General features: G+C 71.3%; 12 protein-coding genes. 4 read left to right on the top strand and 8 right to left on the bottom strand.

The features are described 5' to 3' along the window. The 5 genes from cydD to SREC43747_RS0117020 all read right to left on the bottom strand — a co-directional run. Positions 1-2,447, bottom strand: a 2,447-nt coding sequence (gene cydD / locus SREC43747_RS0117040; protein WP_037332409.1) for a thiol reductant ABC exporter subunit CydD, incomplete at its 3' end; no start/stop codon positions are given. Positions 2,448-2,508: 61 nt separating this feature from the next. Then, a complete protein-coding gene (gene cydB, locus SREC43747_RS0117035) occupies positions 2,509-3,531 on the bottom strand; it encodes a cytochrome d ubiquinol oxidase subunit II (protein ID WP_029722541.1) in 1,023 nt (340 codons plus the stop codon). Positions 3,532-3,544: 13 nt separating this feature from the next. Next, a complete protein-coding gene (locus SREC43747_RS0117030; RefSeq protein ID WP_029722540.1) occupies positions 3,545-5,047 on the bottom strand; it encodes a cytochrome ubiquinol oxidase subunit I in 1,503 nt (500 codons plus the stop codon). A 273-nt stretch (positions 5,048-5,320) separates the two neighbouring features. Beyond that, on the bottom strand, positions 5,321-6,055 hold the full coding sequence (locus SREC43747_RS0117025; RefSeq protein ID WP_037332411.1) for a hypothetical protein: 735 nt from the start codon (positions 6,053-6,055) through the stop codon (positions 5,321-5,323). 163 nt (positions 6,056-6,218) lie between these two features. Further along, entirely contained in the window at positions 6,219-8,858 is a 2,640-nt protein-coding gene (locus tag SREC43747_RS0117020; protein ID WP_029722538.1) for a discoidin domain-containing protein, read from the bottom strand. Positions 8,859-9,378: 520 nt separating this feature from the next. Here SREC43747_RS0117020 and SREC43747_RS0117015 point away from each other — a divergent pair. Continuing rightward, positions 9,379-10,275 (top strand): universal stress protein, encoded by an 897-nt coding sequence (locus tag SREC43747_RS0117015; protein WP_029722537.1) that lies wholly within the window; start codon positions 9,379-9,381, stop codon positions 10,273-10,275. A gap of 1 nt (position 10,276) precedes the next feature. Here the strand turns inward: SREC43747_RS0117015 and SREC43747_RS0117010 are convergent, their stop codons facing one another. Genes SREC43747_RS0117010 through SREC43747_RS0117000 form a run of 3 tightly spaced genes read right to left on the bottom strand, consistent with a single transcriptional unit; the run spans position 10,277 to position 13,029 of the window. Beyond that, positions 10,277-10,960, bottom strand: a complete 684-nt coding sequence (locus tag SREC43747_RS0117010) for an IclR family transcriptional regulator (protein ID WP_029722536.1) — start codon at positions 10,958-10,960, stop codon at positions 10,277-10,279. 3 nt (positions 10,961-10,963) lie between these two features. Beyond that, positions 10,964-12,169 carry a fumarylacetoacetate hydrolase family protein gene (locus SREC43747_RS0117005; RefSeq protein WP_029722535.1) on the bottom strand — a complete coding sequence of 402 codons (1,206 nt, stop codon included), beginning with the start codon at positions 12,167-12,169 and terminating at the stop codon, positions 10,964-10,966. After that, positions 12,166-13,029: a hypothetical protein gene (locus SREC43747_RS0117000; protein ID WP_269077928.1), complete on the bottom strand. Its 864-nt coding sequence runs from the start codon at positions 13,027-13,029 to the stop codon at positions 12,166-12,168. Before SREC43747_RS0117000 ends, SREC43747_RS0117005 begins: the two co-directional genes overlap by 4 nt. 247 nt (positions 13,030-13,276) lie before the next feature. On the opposite strand from SREC43747_RS0117000, the gene SREC43747_RS0116995 reads away from it, so the two are divergent. From SREC43747_RS0116995 to SREC43747_RS0116985, 3 genes are all read left to right on the top strand, one after another. Then, complete coding sequence (locus SREC43747_RS0116995; RefSeq protein ID WP_029722533.1) at positions 13,277-14,056, top strand: DUF2470 domain-containing protein; 780 nt, start codon at positions 13,277-13,279, stop codon at positions 14,054-14,056. Between the two features lie 37 nt (positions 14,057-14,093). After that, on the top strand, positions 14,094-14,906 hold the full coding sequence (locus tag SREC43747_RS0116990; RefSeq protein WP_029722532.1) for a CPBP family intramembrane glutamic endopeptidase: 813 nt from the start codon (positions 14,094-14,096) through the stop codon (positions 14,904-14,906). Positions 14,907-15,006: 100 nt separating this feature from the next. Further along, positions 15,007-15,522, top strand: a 516-nt coding sequence (locus tag SREC43747_RS0116985) for an arginine deiminase family protein (protein WP_029722531.1), incomplete at its 3' end; no start/stop codon positions are given.

The raw sequence follows: 15,522 nt of genomic DNA, 5'->3' as shown, positions 1-15,522 counted from the left end.
TCGGCCACCGCCGCCGCGCCCAGGTAGGTGCTGCCCAGCACCGCCAACCCGGTGCACAGGACGATGACCGCGCTGGCCACGCCCGCGCCGGAAGCCGCGCGGCGGGCGCGGCCGGCGAGTTCCCGGTCGGCCGCGGCCAGCCGGTCCCGGTGCGCGCGGTGCGCCCCGAACGCCAGCAGTTCGGCCGCGCCGTCCAGCAGGGCGAACACGTCCGCGGCGACCCGCCGGCGTCCTTCGGCCACCGCGGCGGTGGCCCGCCGCTCGGCGACCACCGCGGCCAGCGGGCTGAGCAGGCCGGCCGCCACCAACGCTGCGGCCAGCACCAGCCCGGCCTCCGGGAGCACCGCGGTCTGCACGACGATCGCGGCGAGCACCACCACCGCCGCCACGACCGGCGGGAACAGCACCCGGGGCACCAGGTCCCGGATGGCGTCCACGTCATCGACCAGCCGGGCGATCCCCTCGCCCCGGCGCAGCCCGGCGGCGCGCACCGGCCCCAGCCGCAGCAGGGCGTTCCACAGCCGGCCGCGCAGCGCGGTGGAGTTCCGGAAGGCGGCGTCGTGGGTGACCAGCCGCTCCAGGTAGCGCAGCACCGCCCGGGACAGCGCGAAGGTGCGCACCCCCACGGCCGCCACCGTCAGCGACAGCACCGGCGGCTGCTGGGAGGCCTTCGCGATCAGCCAGGCGGCGACCGCGGTCAGCGCCAGCCCGGACAGCAGGGACAGCGCGCCCAGGCCGATCCCGCTCCAGGCCCGCCAGTCGAGCAGGTCACGGATGCGGGTGCCGGCGCCGGTCTGCTCCTGCAGCTCTCCGACCGCGTCCGCGACCGCCGGTCCCGGACGCGGCTCGGCGTCCTGCGGCCGGTGGCTGGCCAGCACGACGGTGGCCCCGGCGGCCGCGGCCCGCTCGACGGCGGTGTTGACCCGGTGCGCGGTGGCCGGGTCCAGGTGCGCGGTGGGCTCGTCGAGCAGCAGCAGTTTCGCCGCGCCGCGCAGCCGCAGCAGCGCCCGCGCCACCGCGACCCGCTGGCGCTCCCCCGTGGACAGCCCGTCGATCCGGCGGTCCCGCAGGTGGCCGGCACCGACCTCCGCCAGCACCTCGTCGATCGCCGCTTCCGGCACGGGCGGCTGGTCGGCGAGCGCGACCAGCAGTTCCTCGCGCACGGTTCCGCCGGTGAACGCGGGCCGCTGCGGCACCCAGGCGATCAACCGCCGCCAGCTGGCCGGGTCGAACCGGCTGATGTCGGTCCCGCCGCAGCGCACCTGGCCGCTCTCCGGCGCGGTGAAACCGAGCAGCACCGAGAAGGTGGTGGACTTGCCGCTGCCGCTCGGCCCGATGCCGTTGAAGCCTTCCAGCCGGACGATCTCGCCGGGGCGGGCGGTGAACGTCAACCCGTCGGGGGCGCACTTCTCGCGCCGCCGCACCCGCAGCTGCTCCACCTCCAGCACGACCTCGGCCGGCTCGGCCGGTTCGGCACCGGACCGCCGGGTCTGCTCGGCTTCCCGGACGATCTCGTCCACCCGGCGCACCGCTTCCACCCCGTCTTCGCTGGCGTGGTGGGCGGCCCCGGCCGCCCGCAGCGGCAGGTAGCACTCCGGGGCCAGGATCAGCACCACCAGTCCGGTGGCCAGCGTCAGGTTCCCCTCCACCAGGCGCAGCCCGATGCTGACGGCCACCAGGGCGACCGAGAGCGAGGAGAGCAGTTCCAGCACGAGGGCGGAGAGGAAGGCGATCCGCAGCGTGGCGATGGCGGCCCGCCGGTGGTCGTCGCTGACCCGCTGCACCACCTGCCCCTGGGCGCGGGCCCGGCCGAAAGCGGTGAGCACCGGCAGGGCGCGGATCAGCTCCAGCAGCTGGCCGGACAACCGCTGCACGGCGTCGGTGGCCTTGGCGGTCCGCTGCTCGGTGTACTTGCCGACCAGCCAGGCGAACAGCGGGATGAGCGGGACGGTCAGCAGGATCGTCACCGCGGACGGCCAGTCGGAGAACAGGATCCAGGCGCCGACCAGCGGCGGCACCACTCCCGCGGTCACCAGCGCCGGCAGGTACTTGGTGAAGTAGGCGTCCAGCGAGTCCAGGCCCTTGGTGGCGATCGTGGTCAGCTCGGCGGCGCCGCGCTGCTGGATCCACTCCGGTCCGCGGCGCAGCGCCGAGTCCAGCAGCAGGGCGCGGAGCTCTTCCTTGGCGCCCGCCGCCGCCCGGGCGGACACCGCTTCCGTGGCCCAGCCGAGCACCGCCCGGGCCAGCACCGCGGCGGCCAGCACCACCAGGTGGCGGCTGAGCTCGGCGGGCTGCACGCCTTCGGTCACCACCCGGGCCAGGGCGGTGCCCAGCGCCCAGGCCTGCACGACCAGCGCCACCGCGTTGCCCGCGGACAGCAGGCCGGAGACGACCAGTGCGCGGCGGGCCGCGGAGGACAGTCGGGGCAGTGCTCCTAGCGGTGTCATCGCATCCTCCCGGGGTGTGCGGGCCGGTCGAGGTGGTGACCGGCCCGCGTCGCGGCTGGTTTCAGTGACCGGAACCGGATGGTGCGTGCGCCGCCGGGATGTGCTTGGTGCCGATCCGCTTGCGGAACACCCAGTAGGTCCACCCCTGGTAGGCCAGCACCGCGGGAGCCCCCAGCGCCGCCACGAAGGTCATCACCTTCAGCGTGTACGGGCTGGACGCGGTTTCCGCCACTCCCAGCGACCACTCAGGATTCAATGTGGACGGGAGGACGTTCGGCCACAGCACGCCGAAGAGCGTCACCACCACCGCGGTGATGGTGATCGCCTGCAGCGCGAAGGCCTGGCCCTCCCGGCCGCGGGCCAACCGGAACAGCCCGGTCAGGGCCGCGGCGAGCGCGATGACCAACGGGACCCAGGTCCAGCTGTCCCCACCGGTGAACTGGGCGATCAGCAGCAGCGCGACGGCCGGCAGCAGCAGTGGGAGCCCGGCCACCAGCGCGAACCGGCGGGCCCGGTGCCGGATCTCGCCTTCGGTCTTCAGCGCGAGGAAGACCGCACCGTGCAGCAGCGAGAACCCGGTGACCGCCAACGCGCCGATGATGGTGGGGACGCTGAAGATCGTGGTCCAGCTGCCGACCCGGTCCCCGTTGGCGTCCAGCGGGAGGCCGAACACGCTGGCCGACAGCACCAGCCCGACCATCAGCGGGGCCACCCACGAGCCGGCGACGATCGCGGCGTCCCAGAGCTTGCGCCACCGGTCGCTGTTGACCTTGCCGCGGTACTCGAACGCCACCCCGCGCCCGATCAGCGCCAGCAGCAGCACCAGCAGCGGGATGTAGGCGCTGCTGAACAGGGAGGCGTACCAGCCGGGGAAGGCCGCGAAGGTGGCACCGCCGGCCACGATCAGCCAGACCTCGTTGCCGTCCCAGACCGGCCCGATCGTGTTGATCATGACTCGCCGCTCGGTGTCGGTGCGGCCCAGGAACGGCAGCAGCATCCCGACACCGAAGTCGAAGCCCTCGAGAAACAGGGAGCCCAACCAGAACAGGGCTATCACCAGGAACCAGAACGTGGCCAAATCCATCATGGACCTTCCTTCAGTAGGCGAAGGACAGGGCTTCGTCGTCGGAATCCTTCTTGTCCGGCGGCTCCGGTGGCATCACCCCGGCGATTCCGCCGCGCACGTAGCGGACCATCAGGAAGATCTCCACCACGGCGAGCACCCCGTAGATGGCCGTCAGCGTGATGACCGAGGTGAGCATCTCGTTCGCGGTGACACCCCGCGAGACGGCCGCGGCGGTGAACATCCACACCCCGTCCACACCGGACGGATTCGGGTTCGGCACCACCACGAACGGCTGCCGGCCCATCTCGGTGAACACCCAACCGGCGATGTTGGCCAAGAACGGGGCGGCGATGCTGGCCACCGCGAGCCGGGTCCACCACGGGTTGTTCGGGAAGCGCTGCTTGCGGGTCAGCCACAGCACGGCGGCAGCACCCGCGGCCGACACCGCCCCGAACCCGATCATCAACCGGAACCCCCAGTAGGTGACCGGCAGGTTCGGCACGTAGTCGATCGGCTTCCCGGCGAACACCCCGAGATCGGGGTGGTCCGGGTAGTGCGTGCCGTACTTCTCCTGGTACTCCGGCACCAGGTCCTGGACGCCCTTCACCTCGCTGTCGAGGTGTCCGTTGGCCAAGTAGGACAGGACGTACGGGACCGTGAAGCTCTTCACGTCTTCGCAGTTGGGCTGGTCCACGTCGCCCACGGCGAAGATCGAGAAGCTGGCCGGCTTCTCGGTGTGGCAGAGGGCTTCCGCCGAAGCCATCTTCATCGGCTGCTGGTCGAACATCAGCTTGCCCTGGACGTCACCCGAGATGGCCAGACCGGCGAAGGCGATCAGGCCCACCCAAGCGCCGAGCCGCATCGAGGTGTGCCAGACCTTCCGGTCCTCGTCCTCCGGGGCGGACTTCCGGTGGTTGCGGTACAACTGCCAAGCCGCGATGCCGATCAGGAAGGAACCCGCGACGGCGAAGCAACCGAAGATGGTGTGCGGGAACGCCGCCAGCAGGGTGTTGTTGGTCAGCACCGCCCAGATCGAGGTGAGCCGGGGACGACCGTCCACCATCTCCACGCCGACCGGGTGCTGCATCCACGAGTTGGCCGCCAGGATGAACAGCGCGGAAACCATGGTCGCCAGGGAGAACGCCCAGGCGCAGGCCAGGTGCACGCCCTTGGAGAGCCGGTCCCACCCGAAGATCCACAGGCCCAGGAACGTCGACTCCACGAAGAAAGCCATCAGGCCTTCCATGGCGAGCGGTGCGCCGAAGACGTCACCGACGAACCTGGAGTAGGCGCTCCAGGCCATGCCGAACTGGAACTCCTGGACTATCCCGGTTACCACCCCCATGGCGAAGTTGATCAGGAGCAATTTGCCCCAGAACTTGGTCATTTTCAGGTAACGCGGGTTACCTGTGCGATACCAGGCAGTCTGCATCCCGGCCACCAGCACGGCGAGCCCGATGGTCAACGGGACCATCAGGAAGTGGTAGACCGTCGTGATGCCGAACTGCCACCGGGCGATGTCCAGCACGTCCATGCTTCCAGCGTCCGGTGGCGCAGAAAGGATCTCGAGAGGAAGGAGTCCCTGAGCAGCCCCGACCAAGGTCCTAGCAGCACGGGACTTTGGTCCTGGAAGATCGGGAAATCGGCGGAACGACGCCGGAAACCGCTGTGGCGCAGGCTACTCCGCGCCGGCAGACCGCTCCAACTTAACGGAAAACCCCCGTCCGATGCCAGTGCTGGCGGGAAGAAACGCGGCCCGGCAACGCTTCTCGAACGGACGTCCCACGTGGACCTCGCCTCGTCCTCGTCAACGAGCGGAGCACCGCTCCGGTTCCCCGGTGACCTCGACCACGTCCAGCCCGTCCTCGACGGCGGGAACTCCGGACAACCGCGCCGCTTCCCGCTGCGGCAGCTCGGACACCGGGACCGGCCGTCCGTCGACCAGCAGCGGTGCCCGGTTGGCGTGCTCGGGGGTGTCCGGCCCCATCGACGCGGGGTGCGCGGTGTACGCCAGCACCCGGGGCAGCTCGGTCCCGTCGTCGAGCTTCACCCGAGCCCGCAGCCAGCACAGCCGGTACCGCTGGCCGCGCCCCTCGCACACGTCCAGCACCCGCCGCTGCTCGGGGGTGGCCATCCACACCGCGTGCCGCTCCACCGCTCCCGGTGCGGCGGCCAGCACCGCGGGGCGCTGCCCGTCCCGAGCTCGCCGGCCGGCGGACCACACCGCGGAGATGTCCCAGCAGGTGGCACCGAGCACCACCACCGGGCCGCGCAGCCCCAGCTCCTGCCGCAACCACGTGATCTTGGACGGGTTGGCGTTGCTGCCGTAGGCCAGCACCGGGCACCGCTCGGTGAGCGGCGGAGCCCCGTGCGCGCGCAACCACTCGTCCAGCTCGGCGCCGGTCGCCACCTGCCAACCGGATCCGCCCCGGGTCGGGGTGAGCTCGTGACCGGCGCCGTCGAGGTGCACGTACGACCCGGGCGGTCGGAGCCCCGGGTACGGATCGGCCGGGTAGTCGTCGTCCTGGAACGAGGGCGTCAAACCGCACTCCTCACCGCGCAGCTGCCCCACCTCTCCGCCGCGATCGCGCGGCCTCGGCACGGCTGCCCGGCTGGCAGCCGTGCCGCAGCCTAGTGGTCCGCCCAGCCGCGCCCGGCGGGGCCGGGAAGCGGGTGGCCAGGCTCACCCCGCTTCCCGGTGGTGGTCACCGGACTTCGAGCTCCCGCAGCCCGGTGCGCTGCTCGGCGTCCGCCGGACCGGTCAGCTCCACGCGCACGTAGCGGGCCGTTCGCGGTTCCGGCAGCTCCTGCGGCACTTCGGTGAAGTTCTCCCCGTCCTCGGACACGAGCACCCGGTGGGAGACCGGCGCCACGTCGTTGAAGACCGGGGTGATGCGGGAAACCCGCTGCGGTTCACCGAGGTCCACGGTGAGCGAGCCGCTCTGCTCGTCCAACGTCCAGATCGTCGCCGTGCTGCCGTCCACCGCGGCCTCGGCGTACATGCCGGGCTCCTCGGAGGTGGCGGTGGCGGGCTGGCAGCGCGCCACGTTGTCGGTCGGCGCCAGGTCCGGTCGCCGGGTCTTCAGCGTCAGCGGCGCCGACTCGCTGACCAGGTGGTCGCCGTCCGGGGCGTGCACGGTGAGCGGTTCCCCGTCCCGCAGGTGCAGTGCGGTGCTCTCCGGGCCGATCTCGATGTCGAAGCTCCTGCCCTGCCAGTGCAGTCCGGTCAGCTCCACGCCTTCGGACAGCTGCGGCGGCAGCACCGGGTCCAGCTCCACGCCGTCCTCCCGCAGGCGGAGCCCGGTCAGCCCGTGGGTGAACACCTGCTGGAAACCGCCGCCTCCGGTGAGGAAGTTCAACGCGGGCGCCCCCGCGTCCTGGCCGGCTCGTTCCCCGCGGGCTTCGGAGAACTGGGCGAACGGCTCCACCAGGAACGGCAGGATCGAGCGGTTCAGGTAGGTGTTGGTGGCGCAGCCCGGTTCACCGATCTCGGCGGCGTCGATCGCGTGCACCGCATCGGTCATGGCCGGACCGTCCGGGTCGGTTCGCGGCGCGTAGTAGGCGAGGGTGTTGGCCGCCACCTCGTCGCTCATCGGCCACTCCAGCGGGTACTGCAGCAGCACGGTGTCGGCCTGCTTGATCAGGTGCCCGTCGTAGCCGTCGTACTGCAGGAAGACCTGCTCCTGCTCGTCGAAGGGGATGCGCAACCGGTCGGCGATGGTGGCCCACTCCGCGGGGGCCTGCTCGCCGATCAGCTCGGCCGCCCGGGTGGCGATGCGCAGCGCGGTGGCCGCCCCGGCGTTGGTGAACACCCCGTCGTCGACGCCGTTGCTGTACTCGTCGGGCCCGGCGACGTCGTTGATCGAGTAGCTGCCGTCCGGGTTGGCGGTGACCCTCCCGGCCCAGTACTCGGCGATGCCGCTCAGCACCGGCCAGCCGTGCTCGGCCAGCCACTGCCGGTCGCCGGTGGCCAGGTAGTACTGCCACGCGGCGAACGCGATGTCGCTCTGCAAGTGGTTCTGGGTGAGGCAGTGCGGCGGGTCCCAGCTGTGGCAGTCGTTCTGCAGGTCACCGGTGTCGGCGCTGGTCCACGGGTAGAAGGCGCCCTGCTGCCCGGTGGAGCTGGCGTTGCGGCGCGCCGCGGGCAGGGTCTTCTCCCGGTAGTCCACCACGGGCTTGGCCAGTTCCGGGTGCCACAGCAGCAGGCTCGGGTAGATCCACAGCTCGGCGTCCCAGAAGATCAAGCCGGCGTAGTTGTCGCTGCTCAACCCGGCTGGCGGGATGCTGAACCACTGGCCCTCGCGAATGCTGGAGAGCACCGCGTAGCGGGTGGAGCGCAGCGCCTGCTGCAGGTCGAGCCGCCCCGGGACCCGGACGTCGCTGGCCCACAGGCGCTGCCAGCTGCGGGCGTGCGCGGCGAACAGGTCCTCCCAACCGCGTTCCGCGGCTTCCTTGGAGTGCTCGACGGCGGCCGGTGTGGTGTCGGCGCCGACGAACTTCGCCAGCTCGTAGGTCTCGCCCCGTTCGACGGAGAAGCCGACGGTCTGCTCGGCGGTCAGCCCGTCGACGCGGTGCTGCCGCGACTCGACGTCCACTTCGGCCCCGGGTTCCAGGGTGGAGGCCACGGTCCCGGTGGCACCGACCCCGTCCGTCCGGAAACCGACGTGCACCGTCCGTTGGTCAGCACCGCCGCCGTTCGGCTGCATCCGCCGCGCTCCGGCGCCGTCCAAGGCGTCGGTGACGGACAGCTGGCCGTCCCAGTGCGGGGTGATCTCCACCCGCACCGCACCGACGTGCGGATTGTTGCGGTCGGCGATGATCTCGTAGACCAGGTCGGTCGCCTTGCCGTTCTCCGGGGTCCAGGTGAGCGAAGTGCGCAGGATTCCGCAGTGGACGTTCAGGCTCTGCCGGTAGTTGGAGATCTGCTCGGGCGGTGTTTGCGGCGAGTACGTGTGCTCGCCCACCGTGACGGACAGGGTGGACCACGTCGGAATCGCCGCGATCGCGTGCCGGGGCACCGGTGTTTGAGCGGTCGGGGCCACGCTGTACACCCCGGCCATGAAAGCCCCGTCGAAACGCGGGGTTTCCAGCGGAAAACCGGTTTCTTCGCCGGTGGCGACGTACCCGGTCCCCGCCGGTGGCACGCGCTGCGAGAGGTATCCGTTCCCGACGAAGGCGTGCCGCGTGTACGCGTTGTCGTATTCAGTTGTGGACAGTTCCCAATCAGGGCCGCGCTCGCAACGGGGTTCTTCGGATGCTCCGGCAGTGGTTGCCGGCACCGCCGTGGATGCGGTGAGCATCAGCAAGCCACCGAAGAGAGCACCTCCGATTCTGGTTCTTCGCATCAGATCACCTCGAGTTGTCCAGACCAGCAACCGGTGACCTAAGCCCTTAACCCCGTCTGAAGCAAGCCCGAGCGCTCCCCCGCCGGGTTCTTCGCCGGTCGTCCCACCGCGGTGCGTGAGGATTCCGCCGCCGCGTTCCGCGCCCCGTCCCCCGGCCGGGGTTTTCCGCGCGCGGACACCGCTTTCGCCGGTGCACCGCGTGAACCAGCGCCCTTTCCAGGCGCGTTCAGCTCGGCCCGGCACCGCTCGCACGACGACCGGGAGCCGCACCGGGGTGACGGCCAGTGCCGGAGAGCGCCCGGAGCCCCTCGGTGGGTTAACCCGCACCGCGCACGGGACCCCGGGAAGCGCAAATCGCCCATGCGCGACACGGGGTGCTGCAGCACCTGACCGGGCGTTGTTCGCCGACACGGCATTCCAACCGCGCCGGAACGGGAACTCCGTGGGCGGAGGACTCGCCGCACCGAGCCAGCGGCGCTCCAAGCCGTCGGCGAACCGGAAAGGTCCAAGGTGATCGGTGATGAGCACAGCTCACTCGGGCAAGCCCATCGTGGTCGGCTTCGACGGCTCGGACACCGCGAAACTCGCCCTGGACTGGGCGGCGGCCGCAGCGCACCACCGCCGGACCGAGCTGCACATCGTGCACGCGGCCGGGTACAGCAGCGTCTTCTACGGGCCGGACCCGATCGGCTGGGCGAGCATCCACGACGCGCAGCTCGCCGAAGCCGAGCACATGCTCGACACCGTCGCCGAACGAGCCCGGAAGACGGCCGGGGACCTGGTCAGCACCGACCTGCAGGACCGGCCGGCGGTCGACGTGCTGGTGGAGAAGTCCGCCGAGGCTTCCCTGATGGTGCTGGGCCAGTCCGGGCTCGGCGCGTTCAGCAACATGCTGCTCGGCTCCACCACCACCGCCGTCTCCGCGCACGCCAAGTGCCCGGTGCTGATCGTCCGGCCCCGGCGCGGGGTCGTGCCGGACGAGGGGCCGGTGGTGGTCGGCGTGGACGGCAGCCAGCTCAGCGAGGAAGCCCTGGCGCACGCCTTCGCCGAAGCGTCCTGGCGCGGCACCTCCCTCGTCGCCGTGCACTCCTGGATCGACGTCGAGCACCTGGGGCCGTACCTGGTCCCCACCTCCTTCGAGCACGGCACCGTCGAGCAGGAGGCGCACCGCGTCCTCGCTGAACGGCTGGCCGGCTGGCAGGAGCACTACCCGGACGTCGAGGTGCACCGGGCCGTGGAGCGGGACCGGCCTCGCCACCAGCTGCTGGAGCGCTCCCGGGAAGCCCAGCTCGTGGTGGTCGGCAGTCGAGGCCGGGGCGGGTTCCGCGGAATGCTGCTCGGCTCCACCAGCCAAGCCCTGATCCACCACGCGGAGTGCCCGGTGATGGTGGCGCGCCCGCAACCCGGCCAGGGGTAGGTCAGCGCAGCGCCGCAGCGATCGCCTCCGCGGTCCGCAGCACCAGCGGCCCCACCTCGTCCGGCGCGATCGGCTGCAGCGCCACCACCCCGACGCTGGCCCGCAGCCCCGGCACGCCGCGGATCGGCGCCGCCAGGGTGAACGTGCCCGGCAGCAGATCTCCCCGGGTGGTGATCCAGGGCGGCCCGTTCTCCGGCAGGTCCACCGCCCGGCCCGCGGCCCCCAGGTGCAGGGGGTGGCGGGTGCCGACCCGGTAGGAGACGTGGCAGGCCGTCCACGACGGTTCGGCCACCGCGACCGCCTGCGCTTCCGCCCCGTCGGCCACCGTCAGGTGCACCGTGGCACCGGTCCGCTCCGCCAGCGCCCGCAGCGCCGGCAGCGACGCCGAGCGCAGCTGCGGGAGCACTCGCCCGGCCAACCACAGCACCCCCAGGCCGAGCCGCACCTTGGAGCCTTCCCGTCGGATCAACCCGCGGTTCTGCAGCGGTCCGAGCAACCGGTAGACGGCGGCGCGGCTGACCCCGACCGCGGCGGCGAGCTCGCTGATGGAGAGCGCTTCGGCGTCGGCGTCGGCCACCGCCTGCAGCAGGCTCAACGCCCGCTCCAGGGTCAGCGAGCTCTCCTTGCTGGTGGACTGCCGCGATTTGCCGGCCGCCAGCACCGGCTCGACTGTGGTTCCGGCCATGCGTCACCTCCGGCTCGTGGCCAGAACGGTGCCCGCGACGTCCGCCAGCCCCACCACCGAGCCGCCCGGCCCGGGAGCGGTGCCGGTCAGGGTGACGCGATCACCGTCCTGCAGGAAGGTGCGCTGCTCGCCGTCGTTCAAGGCGATCGACTCGGTGCCGCCCCAGGTCATCTCCAGCAAGCTGCCGCGCTGGTCCCGCTCCGGTCCGGACACCGTGCCGGAAGCGAACAGATCACCTGGTCGCACCGGCGCTCCGTTCACGGTCAAGTGCGCCAGCTGCTGCGCCGGCGACCACGCCATGCCCTTGAACTGCGGAGTGGACAGCAGCGTCTCGTTGCACCACACCTCCAACCGCAGATCGAGACCCCACGGTTCGGATTCCACCAAGTAGCTGTGCAGCGGGTGCGGCGGGTCCGGCACCGGGACGCGGGCGTGCTCGAGCGCCTCCAGCGGGGTGATCCAACCGCTGATCGACGTGGCGAAGGAAGTTCCGAGGAACGGCCCGAACGGCTGGGACTCCCACAGCTGGATGTCCCGGGCCGTCCAGTTGTTGACCAGGACCACCCCGAACACGTGCTCGGCGAACTCCGCGGTGGGTATTTCCGCGGCCGGTTCTCCGCCGCACACGAAGCCGACCTCCGCGCCGAAGTCGAGCCGCCGGGTCGGCCCGAAGTTCGGGCTCATGTCGCCGGACGACTTGCGCTGGCCGCTCGGCCGCCGGATGTCGGTTCCGGAGACGCAGACGGTGCCGGCCCGCCCGTGGTGGGCCACTGGCAGGTGGGTCCAGTTCTCCGGCAGCGATCTGCTGCCCCGCCGCATGAGCCGCCCCATGTTCTGGGCGTGGTGGCGGGAGGAGAAGAAGTTGAAGTAGTCGGCGACCGAGAACGGCAGCACCGAGGTGTGCCAGTCGATGCGCACCAGTTCCGCACCGGCCGGGGCGCGGGTGGTGGTGACCAGCTCGGTGAGCCGCTCCCGCAGTTCCTGCCAGTGGCTGCGGCCAGCCGCCAGCAGCGGATCGAGCGAGTCCCCGACGACGAGTTCCGCCAGTCTCGGGCCGAGCCGGTCGGCGATGCCGCGCAGCGGGAGCGCGTGGCGGCCAACCCGGACGGCGACGACTGGACCGCTACCGGTCACCAGCACTCCGTAGGGCAGGGTCTGCGGCCCGAACGGCTTGCCGGTGGCGAACTCGGGGTCCTCGATCCAGCTCACAGCAGTGCCAATTCCTCCAGTTCGGCGACCGGGGATTTCAGCGAGCACGCCCCGTAGGAGGCGAAGACGTCGCGCACCGCGCGGGCCGCGTCGTCGGAGAGCGAACGGGCCTCTTCGGCGAGTTCTTCCGCGTCGGTGCTGGCCAGCGCGGCTCGCACGTCCTTGCCGGACAGGCAGCGGGCGGTGGCGACCAGCAGGTTGAGGAAACCGTGGTGGGTGAACCCGGTTTCCGGATCGGTGCTGCGCACCGCGGTGTGCAAGCCGGTGGTGGCCTTGAACGGCACGTTCAGGCTACTGGCCACCACGAGGAAGTCGTTGATCACCTCGACCGAGGGGATCGATTCGGCGGTTTGGCCGGCGCAGCGCAGTTTGGGCCAGCAGCCGTGCTCGGCGACCCGCCGGACGCCGTCCAGCCAGCCCTCGCCGCGGCGCGGCTCGACGACGCGGATCACGTCTTCGGGGACGAACTCCGAGACCCGTTCCAACCAGATGCTGTCGACGTCCGAGGGGGCCGGCATCTCCACCATGCGCAGCTCGAGCAGCTCCTGCCGCCCTTCGATGATGGACAGGGCCTTGGGCACGCCCCCCAGACCGCTGTCGCACACCAGCGACAGCGGCACCGGAGCCGCCGGCTTGGCCTTGGCCAGCTCGGTGATCAGCTCGGGCAGCCGCGAAGCCTGGCACAGCATGGGCCCCAACAGCCCGGAATACTGGCCCGCTCGAGCTTCGAGCTGGTCCGCTACTGCTTCGGACACCGACGCCTTCCCCGGGGGGAACAGCGACGCGTCGTCGATCAGTCGTGCGAAGAGAGGCGGTATTCCGCGCGGTCCAGGCGCGCGTAGCTCAACAGCGCTTGACACGGCAGACACGCTAATGCCGGGCCGGCGAGTGGACAAAGGTGCCCTGGTTGCGAGCGGTCGCTGAGTTCATCCGCACCTCCTGTACCGGCTGTGCTCTCCATCATCTCCCGACCGTCCGCCGTGCGCGCCACACCCCGGGACAACCCGGCGGTTCAGCGGACAGGAAACCGGGTGAGCTGGTAGGACGAAAAATAACTTCCGCTGCCGGACCGTCTAAGTTAGGCTTACCTAAGTCGGGAGGTGAGCAGTGGGCGATACGACAACACGCCGACCCGCGACCCCTACACCGGCGGAACGCGCCAGAACGATCGCCAAGCGCGGCGGCCGGGCAGCCCTGCTGCCCTCCGGGGAGACCTCGGCACGCATCGTGCCCCTGCTGCACCACGTCCACCCCGACGGCACCGCCACCGTGCTGCTGGCGGACGAGCACCCGCTGGTCGCAGCCGCCTGGCAAGCGCCGCACGGCGAGCTCACCGCGGTCCTGGAAGTCGCCGACCCGACACCGGTCCGGCTGCGGGAGCCGGTTCGCGGACTGCTCTGGCTCACCGGCTGGCTGCAGCTGCTGACCGGGCAGGAGGCCCGGCAGCAGGCGCTGCAGGTGGCCGAGGAGCGGCCGGACAGCCGCCTGCTGGACGCCGGGCACGGCGCCAGCCTGCTGCGGTTGCAGACCGCTTCCCTGGTGCTGGCCGACGCCGAAGGCAGCGAACCGGTGGAACCGGACGCCTTCCGCGAAGCCGAGCCGGACCCGTTCTGCCTGTTGGAGGACACCTGGCTGCGCCACCTGGAGCTGACGCACCGGGACGTCGTGGGACTGTTGAGCCGGCACGTCCCGGAGCAGCTGCGCGGCGGGCACATCCGCCCGCTCGGCCTGGACAAGTACGGGTTGCGGCTGCGGGTGGAGTCGTCGGAGGGGGACCACGACGTGCGGCTGGCCTTCTCCCGCCCGGCGTTGACCACCAAGGACCTGGCCGGCGAACTGCGCCGGCTGGTGGGGTGCCCGTTCTTGGCGCAGCAGCGCACGAGCTGAACCGGCGACGGCTCCACTGCGGGTACGGTTCGGTGCCGTGACCGACACTCTGCGCGCGTGGCTGGCCCCGGTGCGGCCGGCTGATCCGGCGACCGTGACGGACCCGCGGGAACGCAAGGCCATCCTGGTCGAGCTGCTGGTCGTCCTGACGATCACCTTCGGGCTGGCCGGCCTGCAGAGCCTGCTGTCCCTGCTGGACGCGCTGCTGAGCCCGCAGTCGCTGGCCGAGCAGCAGGTGGCCATCAACGCGCCGCAGGCCCAGCTGGGGTTGCTGGACATGCTGCGGCAGCTGGTGAACGCGGCGCGGCTGCTCGCGTGGGGCGCGCTCGGGATCTTCCTGCTGTGGCGCAGCGGGGTCGCCCTGCCCCGGATCGGCTTGGACCGCTCCCGTCCGGCACGGGACCTCCTCCGCGGCGTCGGGCTGGCCGCGCTGATCGGGATCCCGGGGCTGCTGTTCTACCTCGCCGCCCACGCCCTGGGGCTGAACCTCGCCGTCCAACCGTCCACTTTGGCGGAGTCGTGGTGGCGGGGCCCGGTGCTGGTGCTGTCGGCGTTCGCCAATTCGTTCGCCGAAGAGGCCCTGGTGGTGGCCTACCTGCTGACCCGGTTGCGGCAGTTGGGTTGGCGGGAGAACCGCGCGCTGTGGCTGTCGGCCGTGCTGCGCGGCAGCTACCACCTCTACCAGGGGTTCGGCGGCTTCGTCGGCAACGCGGTGATGGGGTTGGTGTACGGGCGCTACTGGCAGCGCACCAACCGGCTGTGGCCGTTGGTCGTCGGCCACGCGCTGATCGACGTGGTCGCCTTCGTCGGTTACGCCCTCCTCGCCGACGAGGTCGGTTGGTTACCCTGATGCGCAACGAACCGCCGACCCACGGCCCGATCGCGCAATGAAACATCAAAAGCAGCGCTGATCAAGGGCTTTTTCCATCAGCAGCAGCTACTCTGAGGCCGTGACTGCGCCACATGTCAACAGCGAGGTCGGCACCTTGCGGGCGGTCCTGCTGCACCGCCCGGGAACCGAACTGAAGCGGCTCACCCCGCGCAACAACGACCAACTGCTGTTCGACGGGATCCCCTGGGTGACCCGCGCCCAGGAGGAGCACGACGCGTTCGCCGAACTGCTGCGCAGCCGCGGGGTCGAGGTGCTGCTGCTGCGCGACCTGCTGATCGAGGCCCTGGCGGACGAACGCGCCCGCACCGCCGCCGTTCTGTCCAGCGTGGACGAATTGCGCGTGGGCGCGGACCTCGCGGACACCTTGCGCTCCCACATGTCTACTGTGGATCGCGAGACGCTGGCGGACATCCTGATCGCCGGCATGACCTTCGAAGAACTCCCCGCGGCCGAAGGCCAATCCCTGGTGCGCCGGATGCAGCACCCGCACGACTTCGCCATCGAGCCGCTGCCGAACCTGCTGTTCACCCGCGACTCCTCCACCTGGGTCCGCGACCGGGTGGCCGTGGCCGCC

Origin of the sequence: Saccharopolyspora rectivirgula DSM 43747, from assembly GCF_000497205.1 — a bacterium.
GTDB classification, from domain to species: domain Bacteria; phylum Actinomycetota; class Actinomycetes; order Mycobacteriales; family Pseudonocardiaceae; genus Saccharopolyspora; species Saccharopolyspora rectivirgula.
This window is presented reverse-complemented; position numbering and strand designations above follow the sequence as displayed.